The following is a 24,237-nucleotide window of genomic DNA, read 5'->3' as shown; positions in this document are numbered from 1 at the left end:
GTGTCTTATTGTCAACAATCTCTCCGGTGAGGCACCATGCCTCATGACCACTCATCGTCTGAGCGCCACCTCCGCCGCGGGTCCCGCGGCGGGTGTCGTGGTGCCCTACGACTTCGCGCTGGACCGGGAACTCTGGCGCTGGGTGCCCAGGGGGGCCACCCTGATGATCACCCGCACGCCGTATGCCGCACTGCCGGTCACCGTGGACCAGGCGCTCGTGGTGTCGGACACCGAGATGGTGGCCGCCTGTACCCGGGAGCTGTTGGTCCCCGGCCCGCAGGTCGTGGCCTACGGCTGCACCTCGGGCAGCTTCGTGGCCGGCCTGGAGGGGGAGCGGTCCCTGGTGGAGGCGATGCTGCACGCGGGGGCCCCGGCCGCCGTGACCACGAGCGGGTCCCTCGTCGAGGCGCTGCGCCACCTCGGGGTGCGGCGGCTGGCGGTCGCCACGCCGTATGACGAGGGGATCACCCTGCGCCTGGAGGCGTTCCTTGCCGAGGCCGGCGTCGAGGTGACCGGCGTCGCCTCCTTTGGTCTGTCCGGCGAGATCTGGCGGGTGCCCGCCGAGGAGACGGTCGCGCTGGTGCGGGCAGCGGCCGTCAACGCCTGCGACGCCGTCTTCGTCTCCTGCACCAACCTGATGTGCTACGACCTGATCGCGCCGCTGGAGGCCGAGCTCGGGGTCCCCGTGCTCACCGCGAACCAGGTCACCATGTGGGCGGCCATGGCCCGCATGGGGCTGCGGGCCAAGGGCCCCGGCCAGGCGCTGCTGGGCGGACGGCGCCGCCGGCGCTCGGTCTCCGGGCACGGCCTGACGGGAGGACCGGATGTCCGTGGTTGACCGCACGGGCGTCCTCGTCGAGTGGGAGAAGCTTGAGTCCCGCCCCTTCCCGGTGCGGGAGTACCGCGAGCGGCTGGCCCGGGTGCAGGAGTCGATGGCACGCCGGGAACTGTCGGCCCTCGTGGTGGCCGACCCCGCCAACCTCTACTACCTGACCGGTTACAACGCCTGGTCCTTCTACACCCCGCAGTGCCTCATCGTCCCCGCGGACGGCGAACCGCAACTGTTCATGCGGTCGATGGACGCCCAGGGTGCCCACTACACGGCATACCTGTCGACCGACCTGATCCACGGCTACCCCGAGGAGCTGGTGCACCGCCCCGACGTGCACCCGTTCGACTGGATCGCCGAGAAGGCGCTGGAGGTCGGGGTCCTGGAGGACACCCGCGGCTCCCGGGTCGCCGCCGAGACGGACGCGCACTTCTTCTCCGCCCGCAGCTACCTGGCGTTGCGGGACCGGCTGCAGCGCGCCGAGCTGGTGGACAGCCTGGAGCTGGTCAACTGGGTGCGGATCGTGAAGTCCCCGCTGGAGCAGGACAAGATGCGGGTGGCCGGGGAGATCGCGCAGACGGTGATGCAGATCGCCCTGGACCACGTCGAGCCCGGCCGCAGGCAGTGCGACGTCGTCGCCCACATCCAGTACGCCCAGGCCCTCGGGGCGCGCAAGCTCGGTGGCGACTACCCGGCCATCGTGCCGATGCTGCCGACCGGGGAGACCGCGGGCACCCCGCACCTGACCTGGAGTGACCTGCCGCTGCGTCAGGGCGAGGCGACCACCATCGAGCTGGCCGGGGTCTACCACCGCTACCACGTGCCGCTGGCCCGCACGGTCAGCCTTGGCCCGCCACCGCAGGAGTTGCGCCGGTGCGCCGCTGCGGTCACCGAGGGGTTGCAGGCCGCCCTGGCGCTGCTGCGCCCCGGGTCGACCGGACGGCAGGTGCAGGCCGCGTTCGCCGAGACGATCGGTCGCCACGGCTACGTCAAGGAGTCCCGGGTCGGCTATTCCATCGGCATCGGCTACCCGCCCGACTGGGGGGAGCGCACCATCAGCCTGCGGGCCGAGGACCTGACCCTGATCCAGCCCGGGATGGCCTTCCACGTCATCCTCGGGATGTGGATGGACGGCTGGGGCTACGAGCTGTCCGAGCCGGTCCTGGTCGGCGAGGACGGACCCGAGCGACTGGCACCCCTCCCACAGGAACTGGTCATCAAGACCTGACCTTCGACATACGAGCGACCGAGACACCCGACGAGAGGCCATCCCCATGACCACCCAGCCCACCCTCCCCCTGGCGAGCCGCACGGCGGACCTGGTCGGGTCGGTGATCGACTCCAGCACGTCCCTGCTCGCGAGCCAGACGCACGACATCGTGCGGTTCGCGATGGGCAGTCCCGCCCGCGAGGCCATCCCGACCGAGGCGCTGGCGCGGGTGGGGCAGGAGGCGCTGGGCGTGACGGCCGCGGACGCCTACGACTACGCCGCCACCGAGGGCGACCCGCCGCTGCGCGCCGCGCTGCTGGAGACGCTCGAGGGCACCAGCGACGCCACGACCCCCGAGCGCCTGACCATCACGGCCGGCGGCATGCAGGGCCTGGACCTGGGGTTCAAGCTCTTCGTCGACCCCGGCGACCTGGTGGCGGTGGAGTCCCCGACCTACACCAACGGCAGCGCCACCGCGCTGTCCTACCAGGCGCAGCTGCTGGAGGTCCCCGTCGACCACGAGGGCATGGTCGTGGAGTACCTCCGGGAGGAGGCGGCCCGCTCCGGGCGCCGCCCGAAGGTGATCTACACGATCCCCACCTTCCAGAACCCCTCGGGCGCGACGCTGTCGCTGGCCCGGCGCCGCGAGCTGCTGGAGCTCGCCGAGGAGTGGGGCAGCGTGGTCATCGACGACGACCCCTACGGGATGCTGCGCTTCGCGGGGGAGGAGTTGCCGACGCTGCACGAGCTGGCCGCGGGGAGCCCGCTGGTGTTCTCGGTGCGCACCTTCTCCAAGATCATCGCCCCGGGCCTGCGGGTCGGCTGGGTCGACGCCGACCCGGGTCTGCAGCAGCTGCTCATCAACGCCAAGCAGGCGATGGACACCTGCACCAACCTGCCGCTGCAGCGGCTCGTCGCCGGCTTCCTGCGGGGCGGCTACCTGCAGGAGCACCTGGCCACCCAGCGGGTGCAGTACCGCAAGCGCAAGGAGGCCATGCAGGAGGCGCTCGCCGAGCACTTCGGCGACATCGCCCGGTGGACCGACCCCGAGGGCGGCTTCTTCCTGTGGGTCACCTTCGACCCGGCGATCGACACCGAGGCGCTGTTCAAGATCGCGCTCGCCGAGGGCGTGGCCTACATCCCCGGCAACGCCTTCTCCGCCGAGGGCCGCTTCCCCGACGCGCTGCGGCTGTGCTTCGCCTCCACCCCGCCGGACCGGATCCGCGAGGGCGTGCGACGACTGCGCGCCGCGGTCGACCGGCAACAGCAGGAGGGCTGAGTTGGACGGCCCGAGCCCGCGCGAGCAGGCGGTCCTGGACCTCATCGACACCGCGGACCTCACCGCGCTGACGCAGGCGCTGGTGCGGGTGCCGGGGACGAACCCGCCGGGGGAGGAGCAGGCCCGCGCCCAGCTCCTGGCGTCCGTATGCCGTGAGCGCGGCCTGGGCGTGGAGCTCACCGAGGTGGCGCCGGGCCGGCCGAACGTGAGCGCGGTCCTCCCCGGCGGTGACGCCCCCGGCCTGCTGCTGCTCGGGCACACCGACGTGGTGCCGCTGGGCGAGGGGTGGACGGTCGACCCGTTCGGTGGCGAGCTGCGGGACGGGCGCATCTATGGCCGCGGCTCGACGGACATGCTCGGGGGTCTGGCGGCCTGCGTCGTGGCGATGGACGCGGTGCGCCGCGCCGGGGTGACGCTCTCCGGGCCCGTGGAGCTGGCCGCGGTCGTCGACGAGGAGATGCTGTGCCTGGGTGCGCGGGACTATGTGCGCGACCCCGACCGGCTCCGGTTCGCCGGGTGCGTCGTGGCCGAGCCGACCGACCTGCAGGTGATCATCGCGGCGCGCGGCGCCTCCTATGTGGAGATCGACGTCGAGGGGCTGGCCGCCCACGCCGGCAACCCCGACGACGGGCGCAACGCCATCTACGGCGCCGCCGCCGTCATCCGGGAGCTGGAGCAGTGGCACCACGAGCTGGCCCCCGACGCGCACCCGCTGGTCGGGCCGGCGACCTGGAGCGTCGGGGTCGTGACCGGGGGCAGCGGCGGCTCGACCGTCCCCGCCCGCTGCCACGTCTCGGCGGACCGCCGGTTGCTGCCGGACGAGGACCCGGTCGAGGTGCTCGCGGCGGTGCGCCGCCGGCTCGGCGCCCTCGACCTCGCGGCGCGCGGGTTGGAGCTGGAGGTCACCATGCCGATGGACATGCCCGGCTTCGAGACCCCCGCCGACCACGAGCTGGTGCGCGCCGTCGACGGCTCGCTCGCTGCCGCGGGCGGACCGGGCCTCCCGCTCGCCGGCTGGACTGCCGCGTGCGACGGCGGCTTCGTGGCCCGGGACGCGGGCGTGCCGGTCGTCGTGCTCGGGCCCGGTTCGGTCGCGGACCAGGCGCACCGCCCCGACGAGTCGGTGGGCGTCGACGAGCTCCTCGTCGCCGCCCGCACCTACGCCCTCACCGCGCTGCGACTGCTCGGCCAGTGACGGCGCAATGGCGGGAGCGCGTGCGTCATGCCCTCCAGTCGCCCGGGGGCCTACTATTGTCGACAATCTTCGACCGGAAGGGGTCCTGATGGCCACGGTGGGACTGCTGTACCCCGGGCACAGCGCCGAGGACGACTTCGCCGCCCTGGAGGCCCGCCTCGGGGACCGGATCCGGCTGCCGTTGGTGCACACCTCGGTGGGGGAGGACGCCCACCGGGTGGACGCGCTGCTCGATCTCGGCGGTCCGGACCGGCTGCTCGCCGGGGCGCGCACCCTCGTGGACGAGCACGCCCCCGACGCGCTCATGTGGGCCTGCACGTCGGGGTCCTTCGTCTTCGGGTGGGACGGGGCGCGGGAGCAGGTCGACCAGCTGGCCGGCGCGACGGGCCTGCCGGTCTCCTCCACCTCGATCGCGTTCGTCAACGCCGCCCACGCGCTGGGCGTGCGGCGGGTCGCGGTCGCTGCCTCCTACCCCCAGGACGTCGCCGAGCACTTCGTGGCGTTCCTGCAGCGCGGGGGGCTCAAGGTCACGTCGATGGGCAGCCACGGCATCGTCACCGCCGCCGAGGTCGGCACCCTGGGTCGTGATCAGGTCGCGGCGATCGTCGCCGGCGCCGACCGGGAGGGGGCCGAGGCGGTGCTGGTCCCGGACACCGCGATGCACACGCTGGCGTGGATCGAGCACCTCGAGGAACTGGTCGGTATGCCGGTGCTCACCGCCAACCAGGTGACGGTCTGGGAGGGGTGCGGGCTGACCGACGCCGGTGTGCCCGAGGACCTTCCTGGGCTGGGCGCGCTGTTCCGTCCCCGGGTGGCCTGGTGAGCGGCCGGCCGGTGGCGACGCCCACCACGCCGCTGGAGCCGTTGGTCCAGCAGTCCACCCCGATGCGCATCGCGGACCGGGTGCGCGAGGCCATCGCCCGCGGGGACTTCCCGCCCGGGAGCCAGCTGCACGAGGCCGAGCTCGCCCGCCAGCTCGGGGTGAGCCGCGGCCCGCTGCGCGAGGGGTTGCAGCGACTCACCCAGGAGGGGCTGCTGACCTCGATCCGCAACCGCGGCCTGTTCGTGGTGGACCTGACGCCGCAGAACGTCCGCGACATGTATCTGGCCCGGGAGGCCATCGAGCGGTGCGCCGCGGCGCTGCTGCTGCGCGGTGACCGCGTCGCGGTGGCGGACGCGCTGGACCACGCGGTCGAGGAGATGGAGGAGGCGGCCGAGGCGGGCGACTCCCACGGCGTGGCCGAGGCCGACATCGCCTTCCACGTCCGACTCGTGGAGCTCACCGGGAGCGAACGATTGCGCCGGATCCACCGGACGCAGGCCACCGAGGCGCGGATCTGCATACATGCCCTCGGGGGCACCTACGAGAACGACAAGGAGCGCGTCCGCGAGCACCGCGCCATCGCCCAGGCCCTGCGTGACGGCGACGGCCAGCGGCTGGACGAGCTCCTCGTGCGGCACATGGCCGACGCGGTGGCCGAGCTCGTCGAGCTGAGCGAGCGCACCCTCGCCGACCAGGCGGGGTCCGGCGCCTGAATGCAGACCCGGGTCCACCACCTGGACCGCGGTGACGCGAGCACGCCTTCAGCTGACGTACGCGGCCCCCTCGAGTGCACTCGAGGTGAGTCGCGAGCGATCTTGACCCGCCGGGGGGGATGGAACCATCGACCATGACTACCTCGTCCAAGGTGCTGACAGTGGTTCTTGTGGTCCTCGTCCTGGTCGGACCGACTACTGCCGCGCAAGGCGATCACGGAGTCGACAATATGTACCGCAACACAGGACAGCCAGATTGTCGAGCAGGCACACCCCGGTGGGATGTCTGCCGCGCCGATAACGTCACGCACTCCTGGTTCATGGCGGGTGGATCCAGTGCGACCTTCCGTAGCGGCGCGATCTCAGCAATGAAGGTGTGGGGCGACTATACGGACATCAATACGGTTCAGGAGAGTGAACTGTCATACTTGGAGACGGACATTCACACGTGGCCCGATGCCGCTCTCGCGGGGACAACGACACTGGGAAACACGGATTGCCTGAAGGCTGCGACGAACGTACTCCGATGCAATGCCTACCAACTTCGAATTCGTCCTGACGTCTATGACGGGACCTACAACCTGGCCAAGGCGGTCGTCTGCCATGAGGCTGGCCACTCGATGGGCTTGCTCCATGGCGCTGATGCAGTCCCGGTGCAGAACAATCAAAGCGCCGCCCTGGGATGTATGCGAACGGCGCCGCTGACAGGAGACATGCGTTTCCCAGGGCCACACAACACCCACCAGATCAATTCTGCATACTGAGGTGTGAGCATGCCAAGGTTCTCGAACTCAGTGGTTGCATGCTCACTGGCGTTGTTACTGCCAGGGTGCGGCAGCGCCAACAATCACGCGGGAAGCGAACGCGCTACCGCGACCAGCGATGAAGTCATGGTGCTGGAGCAGGGGAGTCGCATTGCCATCGTGGAGTCGCCGGATGACGTGCTTGCGTGGGGCTCGTATCTGCTCAAGGTCGACGTTCTCGACGAGAGTGAGAAGAATACATCCTCGTGGGGACCGAATGAGGTTCAGATAGGGAGGGACGTTACCGTTCGAGTAGACGGTGTCCTGTGGGTGCATCCAGACGCGATAACGAAGGTGGAGCAGGGGCAGGATCTCGACGTCTACACGTTCCCAGGCTACGTTCGCTCAGGGGACGTGACCGCAGGGGCCGTCGAGGAAGGGGACCTGCGCATGGAGTTGGGCCAGGAGTACGTCATCGCCATGGCGGACGACGTCGATCTCGAGGGAGAGCAAAGTCTCACCCTGCTCGGTGTCTTGCCTGCGGGTGCCGAGAGTTTTCTGGCTCTTCGCAGATGAGGGTGTAGTTGTGGTGGGTCCTGGGGCGGGCGCGTCGGTGCCGGGTTGAGGGTCGAGGCCTTCCGATGATGGGAGTTCTCACACCGCCCATCCGGAAGACCTCGACGTGCCCGACGCTACCTTCACGCGCTCCGACCTGACCACCTTCGCCCGCCTGGACGGCCTCGGGCTGGAGGTCACTGGCCAGTTGCTCGAGCCTGATCGTGCTGTGCTGGCGTGTCGGGTCGTGGAGCCGGATGACTGGTGCAAGCGGTGCGGCTGCCAAGGCATAGCCCGCGACACCGTGACCAGGCGGTTGGCGCACGAACCGTTCGGGTGGCGCCCCACGACCCTGCTGATCACCGTCCGTCGGTATCGGTGCGCGGAGTGCGGCCATGTGTGGCGTCAGGACACCACCGCGGCGGCGCCGCCGCGGGCGAAGATCTCCCGGGGCGGGCTGCGGTGGGCACTGGTCGGGATCGTGGTCGCTCACCTGCCCATGGCCCGCGTCGCCGACGGGCTGGGCGTGTCCTGGCACGCAGCCAACGACGCGGTCCTGGCCGAGGGCAGGAGGGTCCTGATCAACGACCCCGCACCGTCTCGACGGCGTCCAGGTCCTCGGGGTCGACGAACACTGTTGGCGGCACACCCGCAAGGGCGACAAGTTCGTCACCGTCATCATCGACCTCACCCCGGTCCGTGACGGCACCGGGCCGGCGCGGCTGCTGGACATGGTCGAAGGCCGCAGCAAGAAGGCGTTCAAGACCTGGCTGGACGAGCGTGACCAGGCCTGGCGCGACAACATCCAAGTCGTCGCGATGGATGGCTTCAGCGGATTCAAGACCGCCACGACCGAGGAGCTCCCCGAGGCCGTCGCGGTGATGGACCCCTTCCACGTGATCCAGCTAGCCGGGGAGGCGATGGATGAGACCCGCCGCCGGGTCCAGCAACAGACCCGCGGGCACCGCGGCCGCAAGAGCGACCCGCTCTACTCCGCCAGGCGGACCCTGCACACCGGCGCCGACCTGCTCACCGAGAAACAGACCGCGCGCCTGGAGAAGCTGTTCGCCGTTGAGGAGCACGTCGCGGTCGAGGCGACCTGGGGGATCTACCAGCGGATGGTCGCGGCCTACCGGCACCCCGATCCCCGCCAAGGTCGTCAGGAAATGCGGTCGGTGATCGACGCTGTCCGCCAAGGCGTCCCGCCCGGTCTGGCCGAGCTGCGTCGGCTCGGGCGGACCCTGTCTCGCCGCGCCGAGGACGTCCTGACCTACTTCGACCGGCCGCGCACCAGCAACGGGCCCACCGAAGCGATCAACGGTCGACTTGAGCACCTGCGTGGCTCGGCCCTCGGGTTCCGCAACCTGACCAACTACATCGCCCGCGCACTGCTCGAGGCCGGCGGGTTCAGACCCCAACTACACCCCTAAATGCGAAGAGCCAGTTTTCTCTTTCCGAATGGTGAGCGACTGACGTACTCGTCGGCGCAGGCGAGTCTCGACGCCGGACTGACTGAGGCTCCGGCGGTGTCGGGACCCCGCCCCGGGGAGTCGTTGGTGGATCGTCTCGAACGATGGATTGTAGAGCCCTGACCAGTCACTGCGGCATCGCGATGCCGATGTACTTGGTCTCCAGGAACTCGTCGATCCCGACCGAGCCACCCTCCCTGCCCAGGCCGGACTCCTTCATCCCGCCGAACGGGGCGTAGGGGTTGGACACGACGCCCTGGTTGAGACCGACCATGCCGCTCTCGATGGACTCGGCCATCCGCAGCGCGCGCCGCAGGTCGTTGGTGTAGACGTAGGAGACGAGACCGTATGGCGTGTCGTTGGCCAGGGCGAGGGCCTCCTCCTCCGTGCGGAACGGCGTGAGGGGCGCGACCGGGCCGAAGATCTCCTCGCCCGACATGCGGGCGTCGGTGGGCACCCCGGTCAGCACCGTGGGCCGGTAGAAGAAGCCGGGCCCGTCGACCGCCTCGCCTCCGGTGAGGACGGTGGCGCCGCGGTCCACGGCGTCGGCCACCAGGGTGGTCACCTTCTCCAGGCCAGCCTCGTCGATGAGGGGGCCGACGTCGGTGCCGTCCTGGGCACCGTCGCCGACCGTGAGCGCGCCCATCTTCTGGGCCAACCGGGAGCCGAACTCCTCGATGACCGACTCGTGCACGTAGATCCGGTTGGCGGCGGTGCACGCCTCACCCATGTTGCGCATCTTGGCCGCCAGCGCGCCGGCGACCGCCTCGTCCAGGTCGGCGTCCTCGAACACCAGGAAGGGCGCGTTGCCACCCAGCTCCATCGAGGTGCGCAGCACCTTGTCAGCGCACTGCTCGAGCAGGATCTTGCCGACCCTGGTCGAGCCGGTGAACGAGAGCTTGCGGGCCAGGCCGGAGCGGATCAGCGGCTCCATGGTGCCGCCGGAGTCGGTGGCGGTCACGCAGTTGACGACGCCGTCGGGCAGCCCGGCCTCGCGCAGGATGTCCACGAACGCCAGCATCGACAGTGGCGTCTGGTGCGCCGGCTTGATCACGCTCGTGCACCCGGCCGCGATCGCGGGGCCGATCTTGCGGGTGCCCATCGCCATCGGGAAGTTCCACGGCGTGATCAGCAGGCAGGGCCCGACCGGCTGCCTGGCCACCAGGAAGCGGGCATTGCCCTGGGGGGCCGACTGGTAGCCGCCGTCGATCCGCAGCGCCTCCCCCGCGAAGTGGCGCAGGAACTCGGCCGCGTAGGTGATCTCCCCCCGCGCCTCGGCCAGCGGCTTGCCCATCTCGGTCGTCATCAGCAGGGCCAGGTCGTCGATCCGCTCGTGGAGCAGCCGGAAGGCCGTCATGAGGATCTCGTGGCGCTGCATCGGGGTCGTCCTGGCGAACGCGGGCTGCGCCGCGACGGCGGCGTCCAGGGCCCGGCGCGCGTCCTCGGGCGAGGCATCGGCGACCTGGCAGATCTCCTGCCCGGTCGCCGGGTTGACCACCGCGAAGGTGGCACCACCCGCAGCGTCGGACCACCGCCCGTCGATGAACAGCTGCTTCGGTGCGTCCTGCACCACGGACTGGCTGGAATCGCTCACGGCGCACTACTCCTCAACGGGCATCGGGTGGGCTAGGCTGATTGTCGACAATCTACCAAAAGGGAGGCCCGAAGTGGCGACGTTGTCACCGGTTCTGAAGCAGGCCACAGGAGTCATTGCAGCACGTGGCGAGGGAGCGCTCATCTTCGACGAGGACGACCGCCGCTACCTGGACTTCACCGCCGGGATCGGGGTGACCAGCACGGGGCACGCCCACCCGGCCGTGGTGGCCGCGGCCCAGGAGCAGGTCGCCAAGATCATCCACGCGCAGTACACCACCGTGATGCACCGTCCGCTGCTCACGCTGACCGAGCGGCTGGGGGAGGTGCTGCCGGCCGGGCTGGACCGGGTGTTCTTCGCCAACTCCGGCTCCGAGGCGATCGAGGCCTCGCTGCGCCTGGTGCGACAGGCCACCGGGCGACCTAACATCGTGGTCTTCCACGGCGGCTTCCACGGACGCACGGTGGCCGCGGCCTCGCTGACGACATCCGGCACCAAGTTCCGCTCCGGCTTCTCCCCGCTCATGGCCGGGGTCGCGATCTCCCCGTTCCCCGACCCCACCCACTTCGGCTGGAGCCAGGAGGAGGCCACGGCGTTCGCGCTGGCCCAGCTCGACTACACGCTGCAGACCGTCAGCGCCCCGGCCGACACCGCGGCCTTCCTGGTCGAGCCGGTCCTGGGCGAGGGCGGCTATGTGCCGGCCAACGCCGAGTTCCTGGCAGGCCTGCGGGAGCGGGCGGACAAGCACGGGATCCTGCTGATCATCGACGAGGTGCAGACCGGGTTCGGCCGCACCGGGAAGTTCTGGGGGCACGACCACTTCGACGGCAAGCCGGACGTCGTGGTCACCGCGAAGGGCCTGGCCTCGGGGTTCCCGCTGTCCGGGATCGCCGCCTCGGACGAACTGATGAGCAAGGCCTGGCCGGGCTCGCAGGGCGGCACCTACGGCGCGAACGCCGTCGCCTGCGCCGCCGCCATCGCCACCCTGGACGTCATCCAGGAGGAGGGCCTGGTGGAGAACGCCGCCGCGCGCGGCGACCAGTTGCGCGCCGGCCTGGAGAAGGTCGCCGCCGGCGACGAGCGGATCACCGACGTGCGGGGCCTCGGCCTGATGCTCGGCAATGAGTTCCGGGACGCCGACGGCAACCCCGACGGCGCCGCCGCCGCGGCGGCCCAGCAGGAGGCGGCCCGCCGCGGCCTGCTGCTGCTCACCTGCGGCGCCTGGGGTCAGGTCGTCCGGTTCATCCCCGCGCTCGTCGTCGACGAGGCCCAGGTCGACGAGGCCGTCGGTGTCTGGCAGGAGGTCGTCGGGGCCGTCTGAGGGCGTCCGCTGGCCCGTGCCTAAGGTGGCGGGATGACTTCCCACGTCTCGGACACCGTTGCCGCCCTGCTCGGCATCCGCACCTGGGTCGGCTTCGACGTCGACGAGGAGGGCCGGGTCCTGGCCGGGCACGACGAGCTGGGCAGCACCCAGCTCCTCGAGGTCGCGCCGGACGGCACGCGGACCCCACTCACCGACCTCCCCGGCAAGTGCGCCGGCCGCTACCTGCCGGGCCGCCGGCAGGTGGTGGTGCAGCACGACCAGGGTGGGGACGAGAACATGCAGCTGTCGCTGCTGGACCTGGCGGCCGAGCGACAGGGGCCGGCCGGGTTGGAGGACCTGACGCCGCTGGTGCGGGACACGGCATACATGCATGTCCTCCAGGACGTGGACGGGGCCACCCTCACCTACTCGACCAACCGGCGCAACGGCGTCGACATGGACGTCATCGTCCGCGACCTGGCGACCGACGCCGAGTCCGTGGTCTACGACCGCGGCGGGTATGTCGGGGCGGTCGCCGTCTCGCACGACCGGCGCAGCGCCGCCGTCACCCGGCTGAGCCTGCGCCCCGCGTCGACCGTGGTCGAGCTGGTCGGGCCCGCAGCGGTCGGGGACGGCCTGGTCACCGACCCCGACGAACTGGCCGCCCACCACCACGTGGCGTGGGCCGGAGCCGACGAGGCGTTGCTGCTGGCCAGCAACCACGGCCAGGAGTTCACCGCGATCTGGCGGGTGAGCGCCGACGGTCACGAGTGGACCGAGCTGGTCGCCGACGAGGACCACGACCTGGCCTGCTGGGTCTCCCCGGACGCGACCGCCATGGCGGTGGGGACGCTGGTGGACGGCGCGATGGACCTTGCCGTCCACGAGGTCGACGGCACCCTGCGGCACCGGGTGGACCTCGGCGTCCGGGGCATCCCGGACGTGGTGTGGTCGGCCGACTCGAGTCGATTCGTCGCGACGGTGACCGCCCCCACCGAGCCCGGTGTCGTCCACCTCGTCGACGCCCGGACCGGTGCCGCGCATCCGGTGGTGTCCTCGGCCGCCGAGTTGGAGCCGGCGCTGGCCGGCACCCTGGCCAGCCCCACCGTGCACCGGGTGCCGACCCCGGACGGCGAGCAGATCCCGTGCTTCGTCTATGCCCCGGCGGCGGGGGCGGACCCGACGCTCGCCGGGGCCTCGGTGCTGCACGTGCACGGCGGGCCGGAGTCAGCGGCCCACCAGGTGTTCCACCCGGTGATCCAGGCGCTCGCGGCGGCCGGTCTCACCGTGCTGGTGCCCAATGTGCGCGGCTCCAACGGCTACGGCAAGCGGTGGGTGAGCCTGGACGACGTCGACCTGCGGCTGGACTCGGTCGAGGACCTGCGCGCGCTGCACAACTGGCTGCCGAGCCAGGGCCTGGACCCGGACCGGGCGGCGCTGTGGGGTGGGTCGTACGGCGGCTACATGGTCCTCGCCGGCGTCTCGATGCAGCCCGACCTGTGGGCGGCGGGGGTGGACATCGTCGGGATGAGCTCCCTGGTGACCTTCCTGGAGAACACCTCGGACTACCGGCGTGCCTACCGGGAGCGGGAGTACGGGTCGCTGGAGCGGGACCGGGAGTTCCTCGAGAAGGCCTCGCCCATCACCTACCTGGACCAGATCGTGGCGCCGCTGTTCGTGATCCACGGCGCCAACGACCCGCGCGTCCCCCTCTCGGAGGCGGAGCAGATCAAGGCGGCGCTGGACGGCCGGGGCGTCCCGTGTGACCTGCGCGTCTACCGCGACGAGGGGCACGGGCTGGCCAAGCGGGCCAACAAGCTCGATGCCTACCCGGCGGCGCTGCGGTTCCTGCGCACCCACCTCGGTCGCTGACCTGGCGCCGCGTCCGGGGACTGCTCAGCGCAGCTGCGGCATGACCTCGGCGGCGACGAGCTCGGCGTGTGCCAGGTCCGTCAGGTCGAGCAGCTGCAGGTAGACCCGGGTGATCCCGGTGGCCTGCTGCCAGGTGCCGATCCGGTCCACGACCTCGGCGGGACTGCCGGCGAGACCGTTGCTGCGCAGCTCCGCGACCTCCCGCCCGACCGCGGCCGCCCGCCGGGACACCTCGGCGTCGTCCTGGCCGACGCAGGCGGTCAGGGCCACCGATCGCACCATGGTTGCCGGGTCGCGGCCGACCGCCGCACAGGCCTGGTCGACGCGGGCGAACTGGGCCGCGCAGTCCTCGATCCCGGCGAAGGCCACGTTGAACTCGTCGGCGAACCGGGCCGCCAGCGCCGGGGTCCGCCGGCGACCCTGCCCGCCGATCACGACCGGCGGGCCAGGTCGCTGCGCCGGCTTGGGGAGCGCGGGGGAGTCGGTGACGGTCAGGGTGGGGCCGGTGTGGCTGAACGTCTCGCCCTCCGGCGTGCGCCACATCCCGGTGATCACCGTGAGTGCGTCCTCCAGCGCGTCGAACCGCTCGCCGACCGTGCCGAAGGGGATCCCGTATGCCGTGTGCTCGGCCTCGAACCACCCGGCACCGAGTCCGAACTCCACCCGGCCACCGCTCATTCGGTCGACCTGGGCGACACTGATCGCGGTCGGCCCGGGATGGCGGAAGGTCACCGAGCTGACGAGCGTCCCCAGTCGGATCCGGGTGGTCTCCCTCGCGAGTCCGGCCAGGGTGATCCAGGCGTCGGTCGGGCCCGGCATCCCGTCCCCCGACCCCATGGCCAGGTAGTGGTCGGAGCGGAAGAAGGCCCCGTAGCCGCAGTCCTCGGCGGTTCGCGCCAGCCGCAGCTGGTCCTCGTAGTCGGCGCCCTGTTGGGGCTCGGTGAAGATCCGCAGGTCCATGGACCCAGTCTGCGGACTCACGGGTGCGGCGGTGGCGGCGGGGCCTGGTACGGGGGCTGCGGCCACTGCTGACCCTGGTGCGGGGGTGCGGGCCACTGTTGGCCCTGGTTCGGGGGTGGCGGACCCCAGGGGTATGCCGTGGGCTGGCCCTGCGCCCAGGGTGCCTGTGCGGCGGGCTGCTGTGCCTCCTGCTGGGTGGTCACGGTCCGGACCATGAGCACGGCCAGGATCACGGCGGCAATGAGCAGGACGGTGCCTCCGGCCTCGATCAGGTCACTGGTGACGATCCACTCCCGGTAGGCGTTGACTCCCTCGGACTCCTCCGGCTCGCCCATCGTGGCGATCTGGACCACGGTGTTCCCCACGACGAAGCAGGCCAGCCACGGGACGATCAGGGGGGAGGGTTTCCCGGGGCGGGCGGCCGCCGGGTAGGACCACCGGTCGGCACCCCGGAGCTGGAGTGCGGGCAGCACGGCATTGGCGACCGGGATGAACCACCCGCCGATGGCCCACCCAGGGCCGAGACCGTCGCTCTGCCCGAGGATGCGGGCGTTCTTCGCGTGGCGGAACTGCCACACGATGAAGGTGGGGATGGTGACCAGCATGAGCAGGACGTAGAGGAGCGCGGGCGCACCGACCAACAGGTCGAGGCTGTCGAGCTCGGAGATGGAGATGCTGGCGAGGTCGGTGGTGTCCGACATCACGATGGATCGGCGGAGCAGCCCGATCGTGTTCACGACCAGGGCCAGCGCCATGAGGGAGAACAGCACCGTCAGGGCAGTGGACAGGCCCGTGTTGGGGCGCCACGGGTCGCTGGCAGCCTGCTGCTGTGGGTACGGCGACGGGCCCCCCGGCGGCGGCGCGGCGAACGGGTCGTACGGCGGTTGTGTCATGACGGGTCGTCTCTACGATGGTCGGCGGCGCGCCCCCTGCGAGCGCGTCCCTGGAAAAAGGGGTCGGGAGCATCGTAGTGCCGCCCTGCTCGGTAGGCTGCACAGTCGTGACGAACGCACGAGACCGCCTGCTCGACCTGATCCGCTCCCAGGCCGTGGTGCACGGCCGGGTAACGCTGTCGTCGGGGAGGGAAGCCGACTACTACGTCGACCTGCGACGGATCACCCTGGACGGCGAGGCCGCCCCGCTGGTCGGCCAGGTGATGCGCGACCTGGTGGCCGACCTCGAGGTCGACGCTGTCGGTGGTCTCACCATGGGCGCCGACCCCGTCGCGACCGCGATGCTGCACGCGGCGGCTGCGACCGGGGACCGGCTCGACGCCTTCGTCGTGCGCAAGGCGGAGAAGGCGCACGGTCTGCAGCAGCGGATCGAGGGCCCCTCGGTCGCGGGACGTCGTGTCCTGGTCGTGGAGGACACCTCCACCACGGGGGGCTCGCCCCTGACCGCGGTGGAGGCCGTGCGCGAAGCCGGCGGTGAGGTGGTCGCGGTGGCTGTCATCGTGGACCGCGCCAGCGGCGCCGAGGAGAAGGTCCGCGATCGCGGCATCGAGTACCGGGCCGCCTACGGACTGGCTGAACTGGACCTGGCCTGACACGGCGTACGGCCCCGGTCGGATCACTCCGACCGGGGCCGTACGGGCCAGCTGTGCGACGTCAGCGCTGCTTGCGGTCCCAGTGGGCGAAGCCCGCGGCCTTGGCGGCCTCCTCGGACTCGAACCAGACCTCAGCGCGGCACGACTCGTACGACGGCGACTCCGGGGTGTGGAACAGCATCGAGCCCGCGTTGCCCTTGATGGCCCAACCGGTCGGGCCGGAGCCGTCCTCGGCCGGATCGGCGGAGCCCGGACCGAACGATCCCTGGGCGAAACCGGCCCCGCCCGCGTCGGCACCCGCGTGCGCCTCGTCATACCCATAGTCGCCGGCGGGGGCGACCTGGTCGGCCTGGGTCTCGACGGGGTCAGCCTGACCGGCGTCCACCTGCTCGCTGCCCTCCTGCTCCGCGGAGCCGACATCGACGTATCCCGTGCCGGTGTCCTCGGTCGAGGTGAAGTCACCGGCGCCGCTGTCGACCTGACCGGTGTCCTCGGTGCCGAAGTCGGCCTGGGTCTGCACCGGGTCGTCGTAGCTCGCCGGAGCGGGCTCCTCGGCCGTCGTCTCGGCGGTGGTGGCCTCGTCGTCCCGAGCGGCGTAGGCGGCTCCGGCGGCACCTGCTCCGGCGGCACCTGCTCCGACGGCACCCGCACCGGCGGCGGCAGCGCCGTACCCGCCGCTGGGCTCGCTGGCGTCGCTGTCCTGCGGTGCGGACCACCCGTCGCCGGCGGACTCGCCACCGGCGTCGGTCACGACCTCGTCGGTGCCGGCGTCCCAGGCGTCGCCGCCCGCTGGAGCGCCGCCGTCGACGGTCTCGGTGGCCTCGGTCCCGGCGGGTGCGGCCCACGCCTCGCCGGCGGACTCGCCACCGGCGTCACCGTAGGGGGCTGCGCCCGTGTCGGTGCCCGCATCCGTGCCAGCGTCCCAGGCGTCACCGTCAGCAGCGTCGCCGCCAGCGGCAGCACCGCCAACCGGAGCGCCACCGGCGACAGCGCCACCAGCGACAGCGCCGCTGGCGCCGGTGTCGGTGTTCTCGGCCTCAGAGGGTGCGGCCCACGCGTCGCCGGCAGGAGCCTCGGTGCCCTCGCCGCCTTCGGAAGACTGGTCGGCCCACGTGTCCTGCGGCTGGGCCTCCGTGGCCGGTGCCTCCGCCGCCGGTGCCTCACCGTAGGCGGGCTCGGTGCCCGCTCCGGTGTCGGTCGTCTCGGTGGGCGCCGCCCAGGCGTCGCCGGCAGGTGCACCCGCGTCGCCCTGGGAGGTCTCGGTCGGCTGGGCCCACTGGTCGCCGCCCTGCGCGGCGTCGCCGCCGGCGGTGTCGGCCCCGGTCCCGTCGCTCACGGGCGGGTAGACCTCAGCGTCATCGGCCTGCGGCGCCTGCTCAGCACCCTCCGAGGTCTGCTCGGCCCACGTCTCCTGCGGCTGGGCCTCCGTGGCCGGAGCCTCGCCGTAGCCGGGCTCGGCATACGTGGCCTCCGCGCCCGTGGTCTCCCCGTACGTGCCCTCGGCGCCCGCTCCGTCCTCGGCGGTGTCGGTCGGCTGGGCCCACTGGTCGCCGCCCTCGGCCTGGGGAGCCTGCTCAGCACCCTCGTCGTAGGAGGCTTCCGGGCCGGTCGCCACCTGGTCGCCGGTGGCGGTGTCGGTGTAGGTGGGCTCGGCGGCCTGCTGCTCGGTGTAGTTCTGCTCGGTGTAGTCCTGCTCGGTGTACTCCTGCTGCGTGTGGTCCTGCTCCGTGTACCCCTGCCCGGTCGCCCCGGCGTCGGCGTCCGCGGCGTACGCCGTGTCGTCCGCAGCCTGGTCGTAGGGCGCGGCGGCACCGGTTCCCGCGGCCGCGGCCCCGCCGCCGGCAGGTCCTGCCGCCCCGGGAGCACCGGTGGGTGCTGCCTCAGGCGCGGCGCCCGTCCCCTGGGCATAGCCGGCGGAGTCGCCGGAGGTCTGGCCCTGCTGGGACTGCGTCGAGCCGGCACCGGCAGAGTCCCCACCCGCTGGGCGCCGCAGCAACAGCCACACGGCGACACCGATCAGCACCAGCAACAAGACCAGCACCAGCCACCACGTCACATCACCCATCACAAACCGTCCTCTTCTCTCGGGCGGTGCCGCCACTGGCGGCGCCGCGAGGAGCCCCCCGACTGCTGTCGAGGCACGTCAGCGACTCACGTTAGTGCGAATCGGGCGATCCGACTACGGTTGGGGGCCCCGAGGGTTGGCCGGCCGCAGGGTCCCTTCACCCGATGCCGACCCGTGACGGACCCGATCCGGACCTGCTATTGACCCGCACCAGAACCTGGAGAATCGATGAGCAACGGCGAGGAGCTCACCGGCGTGGCCGGCTGGGCCGTCGACCTGATGGAGACCCTCGGAGGGCCGGGGGCCGGTCTGGCGATCGCCCTGGAGAACCTCTTCCCGCCGCTGCCCAGCGAGGTGATCCTGCCGCTGGCCGGCTTCACCGCCAGCAGGGGCGACCAGTTCTCCCTCGCGGAGGCCCTGTTCTGGACGACAGCGGGCTCCGTGGTCGGCGCGCTGGCGCTCTACACGCTGGGGGTGGCGCTGGGCCGGGACCGGTTGCGGGCCATCTGGGGCCGACTGCCGCTGACCAACATGGGTGACCTCGACCGCACGGAGGCGTGGTTCGACCGGCACGGCCGCAAGGCGGTGTTCTTCGGCCGGATGATCCCGATCTTCCGCAGTCTCATCTCCATCCCGGCAGGGGTGGAGCGGATGCCGATCGGCATCTTCACCCTGTTGACGCTGGCCGGGAGCCTCATCTGGAACAGCATCTTCGTGATGGCCGGCTACTACCTGGGTGAGCGGTGGCACGTGGTCGAGGACTACGCCGGGGTTTTCCAGAAGGTCGTCATCGTCGTCGTGGTCGTGCTGTTCGCCTGGTGGCTGGTCAACCGGGTGCGCTCGCGCACCGAGCGGGCGTGAACCTGACGGAGGGTCGACCGCACGACGACGGTATGCCGAAGGTCGGGGTTGGTCCGTGGGAGGGCGACTGGCCGGTGGGACCGGACGGGCAGCTCCCGGCGCACCTGGACCCGGATCTGATGCGTGAGGGGGACCGGCGCAACGTGGTCGACGGCTACCGGTATTGGCGCCACGAGGCGATCGTCGCCGACCTGGACACGCGTCGGCACGGCTTCCACGTCGCCGTCGAGAACTGGGGCCACGACTTCAACATCGGCTCGGTCATCCGCACCGCCAACGCCTGCAATGCCGCGGCCTTCCACATCGTGGGCCGGCGTCGCTGGAACCGGCGCGGAGCGATGGTCACCGACCGCTACCAGCACGAGCACCACCACCCCGACGTGGCGCACCTGCGCTCGTGGGCGGACGAGCAAGGAGACGGACACGGCATACCGGTCATCGGTGTGGACAACGTCCCGGGCTCCCGCCCCCTGGAGACGACCGTCCTGCCCCGGGAGTGTGTGCTGCTCTTCGGCCAGGAGGGGCCGGGGCTCACGCCGGAGGCGGTGGCCGCGTGCGACGTCGTGCTGGAGATCGCCCAATTCGGCTCCACCCGCTCGATGAATGCCGGGGCGGCTGCGGCCATCGCGATGCACGCCTGGGTGCGCCAGCACGTGTTCGACCAGGGTGTGGAAGCATGAGGGCCACGTAGCTTCATCGCCGGTGAGTCGCCACCCGGCGACGTGATCGAGGAGGATCCATGCCCATCGCCACCCCCGAGGTTTACGCCGACATGCTGGACCGGGCCAAGTCCGGTTCGTTCGCCTACCCGGCGATCAACGTCACCTCGAGCCAGACGCTGAACGCGGCCATCCGCGGCTTCGCCGACGCCGGCAGTGACGGCATCGTGCAGGTATCGACGGGAGGCGCCGAGTACCTGTCCGGGCCGAGCGTGAAGAACATGGTCACCGGCTCGCTGGCCTTCGCCGCGTATGCCGAGGAGGTCGCCAAGAACTACGACGTCAACATCGCGCTGCACACCGACCACTGCCCGAAGGACAAGCTGGACGGCTTCGTCCGGCCGCTCATCGCGGCGTCCGCGGAGCGGGTCAAGAACGGTGGGCTGCCCTACTTCCAGTCGCACATGTGGGACGGGTCGGCTGTGGAGCTCGCCGAGAACCTCCAGATCGGGGAGGAGCTGCTCGCGCAGGCCGCGGCGGCGCAGATCATCCTCGAGGTCGAGATCGGGGTTGTGGGCGGCGAGGAGGACGGCGTCGCGAACGAGATCAACGACAAGCTCTACACCACGCCCGAGGACGCGCTGGCCACCGTCGAGGCTCTCGGGCTGGGGGAGAAGGGGCGCTACCTGACGGCGCTGACGTTCGGCAACGTGCACGGGGTCTACAAGCCCGGTGGGGTCACGCTGCGCCCGGAGATCCTCAAGGCGGCCCAGGACGCGGTCGTGCAGGCCAAGGGCCTGGAGGCGGGCTCGCTGCCGTTCGACCTGGTCTTCCACGGAGGGTCGGGGTCCAGTGCCCAGGAGATCAGCGACGCCGTCGACTACGGCGTGGTGAAGATGAACGTCGACACCGACACGCAATACGCCTTCACCCGTCCGGTGGCCGGCTTCATGCTGAGCAACTACGACGGTGTCCTCAAGATCGACGGCGAGGTCGGCAACAAGAAGCTCTACGACCCGCGCAGCTGGGGCAAGGAGGCCGAGGCCTCGATGGCGGCCCGTGTGGTCGAAGCCTGTGAGAACCTGCGCTCGGCCGGGAAGCACCAGTGAGCGGGATCGCCGGGGGCAACGCCAAGATGACCGACGGCAACCTGCTGGGAATCCCCGAGACGCTCCTGCCGGAGGACCCCGCGAGCTCACCGCTGGCGAACGGCGTGGACCCGCGGGAGGTGGCCCCGCGGGTGCCGACCTCGAGCCTGGCCTGGGCGGTCCTGGCGGAGGACGCCCTGGCAGACGGTGACGTGGTGGAGGCCTATGCCTTCGCCCGCACCGGGTACCACCGGGGCCTGGACTCGCTGCGCCGCGCGGGGTGGAAGGGGCAGGGGCCCGTGCCCTGGTCCCACGAGCCCAACCGGGGTTTCCTCCGGGCGTTGGCTGCGCTGAGCCGCGCCGCGGGAGAGATCGGTGAAGTCGACGAGCAGCAGCGGTGTGCCACGTTCCTGGCCGACTCCTCGGCGGAGGCCGCAGCCGAGTTGGGTGTGGAACGAGCCTGACATGAGGGCGGCCGACGCCGGTGCTGGAGAGCCACCGGCCTCGGCCGCGCCCCCCGTTCATCGGGCGTTCGCGTCCCCTGTCGACATGCCCGAGTCGGTCCCCACTATCTCCCATGACTAGGGCGAAACGTGACATTAGTCTGCCAGTGGCACTAACCTGCCACGGGTGAATGCTCAACAACCGGGGTCGGTGCTGAGTCCCGGTGCAGAACTGCTGTTCCGACGGGTGCTGCGGGAGTTGCCGGCCACCCTGGAGCAGCATGCGGACGAGCTGGGCTGGAGCTCCGCGCGGGCGGGACACGTGCTGGCCGAGCTGATCAGGTTGCGCCTGGTCCGCCGGGGTCATGATGGGTTGTTGCGGGCCGACGATCCCCGCGGCAGCCTGGGGAGGCTGCTGGCCATCGAGGAGTCCGCCCTCGACGAGCGACGTTCCCAGCTGCTCGGTCTGCGGCAGGCCATGTCGGTCTTCGAGGCCGACTACCGGCGGGGCTTGCAGCTCACCGGCCCGCGGATGCCCCCGTGGGAGGACGTGCCCCGCGCGGAAGCCGCCGGCGTCGTGGACCTGCTGCTCCGCAGCTCCTCCGGTCCGGTCGTGCAGGTGACGGCCCAGTTGCAGTACGGGTCGGGGCGAGACAGCGACGTGCAGGAGTCGCTCCGGGACTCCCTGGCGGAGGGTCGCGAGCACCGGTCGATCTTCCCGATGTGGGTGCTGACCGATCCCCACTGGCACGCGTTCGCCGAGGCCCGGGCCGCGGAGGGCGAGAGCCAGCGGTACCTGGCCGACGTGCCCGTCGAGTTCGCGGTGTTCGGGACTGCCGCGGTGCTGATCGATGCCGCCGGGGGTGAGAACTCGAACTCCGACTATCTGCTCATCAGGTTGCCCGCCCTCGTCTCACTCATCGCGGTGCTGTTCGAGTCGATGTGGCGCCGGGCGGACGCGGTCCACGACGGCGACACCGCCGAGCAGGACCTGAAGGTCCTGGAATTGTTGGCGCTGGGCTTCAAGGACGAGGCGATCGCCCGGCACCTCGGCCTGGGGTTGCGCACGCTGCGCCGCAGAATCGCGGCGATGATGGTGGAGCACGGCGTGGAGACGCGGTTCCAGCTGGGTCTGGCCGTGGCACGCCGCGGCATCATCGGGAACTGATCCTGCGCTGCCCCCGGCGCAGAGAGGCCGGATCGCGGGTGGCTGGGTAGGCTGTCCCGGTCCGAGCACACCCTGACGACAAGGATTCCCCGCATGCCTGCAATCGTCCTGATCGGCGCCCAGTGGGGCGACGAGGGGAAGGGCAAGGCCACCGACCTGCTCGGAAGCCGGGTCGACTACGTGGTGAAGTTCAACGGTGGCAACAACGCCGGCCACACCGTGGTCATCGGCGACCAGAAGTACGCCCTCCACCTGCTGCCCAGCGGCATCCTCACCTCGGGCTGCACGCCCGTGATCGCCAACGGCGTCGTCGTGGACCTCGGGGTCCTCATCGAGGAGCTGGACGGCCTCGAGGAGCGTGGCGTGGACACCTCGAAGCTGGTGATCAGCGCCAACGCGCACGTGATCCCGCCCTACAACCGTGTGCTGGACAGGGTGACCGAGCGGTTCCTGGGCAGTCGCAAGCTGGGGACGACGGGCCGCGGGATCGGACCCACCTACGCGGACAAGATGAACCGGGTAGGGATCCGCGTGCAGGACCTGTATGACGAGTCGATCCTGCGCCAGAAGGTCACCGCCGCGTTGGACGTCAAGAACCAGGTGCTGGCCAAGATCTACAACCGCCGGGCGGTGGAGGTCGAGGAGGTCATGGCCGAGTTGCTCCGGCACGCCGAGCGGATCCGGCCGATGGTCACCGATACGGCACTGGTCCTGAACGAGGCGCTGGACGAGGGGCAGACCGTCTTGTTCGAGGCGGGCCAGGCCACCCTGCTGGACGTCGACCACGGGACGTACCCGTTCGTCACCTCCTCGAACGCCACGGCCGGGGGCGCCTGCACCGGGTCGGGCGTGGCCCCCACTCGGATCGACCGGGTGATCGGGATCCTGAAGGCCTACTCCACCCGCGTCGGCGAGGGCCCGTTCCCGACCGAGCTGCACGACGACCACGGCGAGTTCCTGCGCAAGACCGGGGACGAGTACGGCACCACCACCGGGCGGCCCCGACGCTGCGGGTGGATCGACGCGGTCGTGGGCCGGTACGCCCAGCAGATGAACGGGGTCACCGACTTCGTCATCACCAAGCTCGACGTGCTCACCGGTCTGGAGACCGTGCCGATCTGCGTCGCCTACGACGTGCAGGGGACCCGGCACGACACGATGCCGGTCAACCAGTCCGACTTCCACCACGCCACCCCGATCTACGAGGAGGTGCCAGGCTGGTGGGAGGACATCAGCGGGTGTCGCACCTTCGAGGAGCTCCCCGAGAACGCGCAGCGCTATGTGCTCCGGCTAGAGGAGCTCATCGGGGCCAGGGTGTCCGCGATCGGCGTCGGTCCGGGGCGCGAGGAGACGATCCAGCGCCACGATCTCCTCGGCGGCTGAGGCAGTCCGCCGGAACGTCCAAGCGGACGTGGCCGGCCCCGCGGCATGCTGGGGTCATGACACAGCATGTCGCACTCAGCCCGAAGCTGGTCGTCCGCGGCGCCGACCAGGCGATCGCCTTCTATCAGGAGGCGTTCGGCGCCACCACGGTGCAACGGTTCGTGATGGGCGACCTGGTCGTCTTCGCACTCCTGGACCTCTGGGGGCACGCCGTGGAGCTCAAGGACGAGGACGAGCACGACCCCTCCCCGGCCACGCTCGGCCACCCCGGCGTGGTGCTCTCGGTGACGACCGACGACCCCGACGGCGTGGCCGACGCAGCAGTCCGGGCCGGTGCCACCGTCGTCTTCCCGGTCGCCGACCAGCCCTACGGCTCTCGCGCCGGCCGGGTCCGTGACCCGTTCGGCCACGAGTGGCTGGTGCAGACCCCGGTCACCCTGTCGCCCGCGGAGGTCCAGGAGTCGCTGGACGGGGCATGA

The 24,237-nt window shown here is 71.1% G+C and carries 22 protein-coding genes and 1 pseudogene; 19 read left to right on the top strand and 4 right to left on the bottom strand.

Annotated elements, in window-relative coordinates; genetic code table 11:
• Window positions 1-43: 43 nt before the first annotated feature.
• From AC1QRC_RS18510 to AC1QRC_RS18470, 9 genes and pseudogenes are all read left to right on the top strand, one after another.
• On the top strand, window positions 44-838 hold the full coding sequence (locus AC1QRC_RS18510) for a maleate cis-trans isomerase family protein (protein WP_484204695.1): 795 nt from the start codon (window positions 44-46) through the stop codon (window positions 836-838).
• Window positions 825-2,057, top strand: coding sequence for a M24 family metallopeptidase (locus AC1QRC_RS18505; protein ID WP_484204694.1), 1,233 nt, complete (start codon window positions 825-827; stop codon window positions 2,055-2,057). Before AC1QRC_RS18510 ends, AC1QRC_RS18505 begins: the two co-directional genes overlap by 14 nt.
• 46 nt (window positions 2,058-2,103) lie before the next feature.
• A complete protein-coding gene (locus tag AC1QRC_RS18500; RefSeq protein WP_484204693.1) occupies window positions 2,104-3,318 on the top strand; it encodes an aminotransferase-like domain-containing protein in 1,215 nt (404 codons plus the stop codon).
• A 1-nt stretch (window position 3,319) separates the two neighbouring features.
• The gene (locus AC1QRC_RS18495) at window positions 3,320-4,513 is read left to right on the top strand and encodes a M20 family metallopeptidase (RefSeq protein WP_484204692.1); all 1,194 of its coding nucleotides are present in this window, start codon (window positions 3,320-3,322) and stop codon (window positions 4,511-4,513) included.
• An 88-nt stretch (window positions 4,514-4,601) separates the two neighbouring features.
• Window positions 4,602-5,336, top strand: a complete 735-nt coding sequence (locus tag AC1QRC_RS18490) for a maleate cis-trans isomerase family protein (RefSeq protein ID WP_484204691.1) — start codon at window positions 4,602-4,604, stop codon at window positions 5,334-5,336.
• Window positions 5,333-6,049, top strand: a complete 717-nt coding sequence (locus AC1QRC_RS18485) for a GntR family transcriptional regulator (protein WP_484204690.1) — start codon at window positions 5,333-5,335, stop codon at window positions 6,047-6,049. The genes AC1QRC_RS18490 and AC1QRC_RS18485 overlap by 4 nt, the downstream gene beginning before the upstream one ends.
• A 134-nt stretch (window positions 6,050-6,183) precedes the next feature.
• Entirely contained in the window at window positions 6,184-6,813 is a 630-nt protein-coding gene (locus tag AC1QRC_RS18480; protein WP_484204689.1) for a hypothetical protein, read from the top strand.
• A gap of 126 nt (window positions 6,814-6,939) precedes the next feature.
• Complete coding sequence (locus AC1QRC_RS18475; protein ID WP_484204688.1) at window positions 6,940-7,368, top strand: hypothetical protein; 429 nt, start codon at window positions 6,940-6,942, stop codon at window positions 7,366-7,368.
• Between the two features lie 106 nt (window positions 7,369-7,474).
• A pseudogene (locus AC1QRC_RS18470) lies at window positions 7,475-8,777 on the top strand (ISL3 family transposase).
• Between the two features lie 166 nt (window positions 8,778-8,943).
• Here AC1QRC_RS18470 and AC1QRC_RS18465 read toward each other — a convergent pair.
• A complete protein-coding gene (locus AC1QRC_RS18465; protein ID WP_484204687.1) occupies window positions 8,944-10,410 on the bottom strand; it encodes an NAD-dependent succinate-semialdehyde dehydrogenase in 1,467 nt (488 codons plus the stop codon).
• Between the two features lie 73 nt (window positions 10,411-10,483).
• On the opposite strand from AC1QRC_RS18465, the gene AC1QRC_RS18460 reads away from it, so the two are divergent.
• On the top strand, window positions 10,484-11,731 hold the full coding sequence (locus AC1QRC_RS18460) for an aspartate aminotransferase family protein (protein WP_484204686.1): 1,248 nt from the start codon (window positions 10,484-10,486) through the stop codon (window positions 11,729-11,731).
• A 33-nt stretch (window positions 11,732-11,764) separates the two neighbouring features.
• Entirely contained in the window at window positions 11,765-13,585 is a 1,821-nt protein-coding gene (locus AC1QRC_RS18455) for a S9 family peptidase (RefSeq protein ID WP_484204685.1), read from the top strand.
• A 24-nt stretch (window positions 13,586-13,609) separates the two neighbouring features.
• Here AC1QRC_RS18455 and AC1QRC_RS18450 read toward each other — a convergent pair whose 3' ends face one another.
• Complete coding sequence (locus AC1QRC_RS18450; RefSeq protein ID WP_484204684.1) at window positions 13,610-14,545, bottom strand: LLM class F420-dependent oxidoreductase; 936 nt, start codon at window positions 14,543-14,545, stop codon at window positions 13,610-13,612.
• A gap of 17 nt (window positions 14,546-14,562) precedes the next feature.
• A complete protein-coding gene (locus AC1QRC_RS18445) occupies window positions 14,563-15,438 on the bottom strand; it encodes a DUF4328 domain-containing protein (protein ID WP_484204683.1) in 876 nt (291 codons plus the stop codon).
• Between the two features lie 107 nt (window positions 15,439-15,545).
• Between AC1QRC_RS18445 and pyrE the strand changes: the two genes are divergently transcribed.
• On the top strand, window positions 15,546-16,091 hold the full coding sequence (pyrE, locus tag AC1QRC_RS18440) for an orotate phosphoribosyltransferase (RefSeq protein WP_484204682.1): 546 nt from the start codon (window positions 15,546-15,548) through the stop codon (window positions 16,089-16,091).
• 61 nt (window positions 16,092-16,152) lie between these two features.
• Here pyrE and AC1QRC_RS18435 read toward each other — a convergent pair whose 3' ends face one another.
• The gene (locus tag AC1QRC_RS18435) at window positions 16,153-18,156 is read right to left on the bottom strand and encodes a sunset domain-containing protein (RefSeq protein ID WP_484204681.1); all 2,004 of its coding nucleotides are present in this window, start codon (window positions 18,154-18,156) and stop codon (window positions 16,153-16,155) included.
• A gap of 228 nt (window positions 18,157-18,384) precedes the next feature.
• Between AC1QRC_RS18435 and AC1QRC_RS18430 the strand changes: the two genes are divergently transcribed.
• The 7 genes from AC1QRC_RS18430 to AC1QRC_RS18400 all read left to right on the top strand — a co-directional run bounded on the left by AC1QRC_RS18430 (window position 18,385) and on the right by AC1QRC_RS18400 (window position 24,237).
• Window positions 18,385-19,017: a DedA family protein gene (locus AC1QRC_RS18430; RefSeq protein WP_484204680.1), complete on the top strand. Its 633-nt coding sequence runs from the start codon at window positions 18,385-18,387 to the stop codon at window positions 19,015-19,017.
• A gap of 32 nt (window positions 19,018-19,049) precedes the next feature.
• A complete protein-coding gene (locus tag AC1QRC_RS18425; protein ID WP_484206694.1) occupies window positions 19,050-19,697 on the top strand; it encodes a TrmH family RNA methyltransferase in 648 nt (215 codons plus the stop codon).
• A gap of 59 nt (window positions 19,698-19,756) precedes the next feature.
• Window positions 19,757-20,785: a class II fructose-bisphosphate aldolase gene (gene fbaA / locus AC1QRC_RS18420; RefSeq protein WP_484204679.1), complete on the top strand. Its 1,029-nt coding sequence runs from the start codon at window positions 19,757-19,759 to the stop codon at window positions 20,783-20,785.
• A 26-nt stretch (window positions 20,786-20,811) separates the two neighbouring features.
• The gene (locus AC1QRC_RS18415) at window positions 20,812-21,228 is read left to right on the top strand and encodes a DUF3151 domain-containing protein (RefSeq protein WP_484206693.1); all 417 of its coding nucleotides are present in this window, start codon (window positions 20,812-20,814) and stop codon (window positions 21,226-21,228) included.
• 166 nt (window positions 21,229-21,394) lie between these two features.
• Window positions 21,395-22,375: a hypothetical protein gene (locus AC1QRC_RS18410; protein ID WP_484204678.1), complete on the top strand. Its 981-nt coding sequence runs from the start codon at window positions 21,395-21,397 to the stop codon at window positions 22,373-22,375.
• A gap of 93 nt (window positions 22,376-22,468) precedes the next feature.
• Complete coding sequence (locus AC1QRC_RS18405; protein ID WP_484204677.1) at window positions 22,469-23,758, top strand: adenylosuccinate synthase; 1,290 nt, start codon at window positions 22,469-22,471, stop codon at window positions 23,756-23,758.
• Between the two features lie 56 nt (window positions 23,759-23,814).
• Window positions 23,815-24,237 carry a VOC family protein gene (locus tag AC1QRC_RS18400; protein ID WP_484204676.1) on the top strand — a complete coding sequence of 141 codons (423 nt, stop codon included), beginning with the start codon at window positions 23,815-23,817 and terminating at the stop codon, window positions 24,235-24,237.

It is taken from the genome of Ornithinicoccus sp., assembly GCF_057176825.1.
This window is presented reverse-complemented; position numbering and strand designations above follow the sequence as displayed.

Coding starts and splice junctions, on each gene's coding strand:
- AC1QRC_RS18510 (WP_484204695.1), top strand. CDS start 44: ATGACCACTCATCGTCTGAGCGCCACCTCCGCCGCGGGTCCCGCGGCG.
- AC1QRC_RS18505 (WP_484204694.1), top strand. CDS start 825: ATGTCCGTGGTTGACCGCACGGGCGTCCTCGTCGAGTGGGAGAAGCTT.
- AC1QRC_RS18500 (WP_484204693.1), top strand. CDS start 2,104: ATGACCACCCAGCCCACCCTCCCCCTGGCGAGCCGCACGGCGGACCTG.
- AC1QRC_RS18490 (WP_484204691.1), top strand. CDS start 4,602: ATGGCCACGGTGGGACTGCTGTACCCCGGGCACAGCGCCGAGGACGAC.
- AC1QRC_RS18480 (WP_484204689.1), top strand. CDS start 6,184: ATGACTACCTCGTCCAAGGTGCTGACAGTGGTTCTTGTGGTCCTCGTC.
- AC1QRC_RS18475 (WP_484204688.1), top strand. CDS start 6,940: ATGGTGCTGGAGCAGGGGAGTCGCATTGCCATCGTGGAGTCGCCGGAT.
- AC1QRC_RS18455 (WP_484204685.1), top strand. CDS start 11,765: ATGACTTCCCACGTCTCGGACACCGTTGCCGCCCTGCTCGGCATCCGC.
- AC1QRC_RS18450 (WP_484204684.1), bottom strand. CDS start 14,545: ATGGACCTGCGGATCTTCACCGAGCCCCAACAGGGCGCCGACTACGAG.
- AC1QRC_RS18445 (WP_484204683.1), bottom strand. CDS start 15,438: ATGACACAACCGCCGTACGACCCGTTCGCCGCGCCGCCGCCGGGGGGC.
- AC1QRC_RS18435 (WP_484204681.1), bottom strand. CDS start 18,156: ATGGGTGATGTGACGTGGTGGCTGGTGCTGGTCTTGTTGCTGGTGCTG.
- AC1QRC_RS18430 (WP_484204680.1), top strand. CDS start 18,385: ATGAGCAACGGCGAGGAGCTCACCGGCGTGGCCGGCTGGGCCGTCGAC.
- AC1QRC_RS18425 (WP_484206694.1), top strand. CDS start 19,050: ATGCCGAAGGTCGGGGTTGGTCCGTGGGAGGGCGACTGGCCGGTGGGA.
- fbaA (WP_484204679.1), top strand. CDS start 19,757: ATGCCCATCGCCACCCCCGAGGTTTACGCCGACATGCTGGACCGGGCC.
- AC1QRC_RS18415 (WP_484206693.1), top strand. CDS start 20,812: ATGACCGACGGCAACCTGCTGGGAATCCCCGAGACGCTCCTGCCGGAG.
- AC1QRC_RS18405 (WP_484204677.1), top strand. CDS start 22,469: ATGCCTGCAATCGTCCTGATCGGCGCCCAGTGGGGCGACGAGGGGAAG.
- AC1QRC_RS18400 (WP_484204676.1), top strand. CDS start 23,815: ATGACACAGCATGTCGCACTCAGCCCGAAGCTGGTCGTCCGCGGCGCC.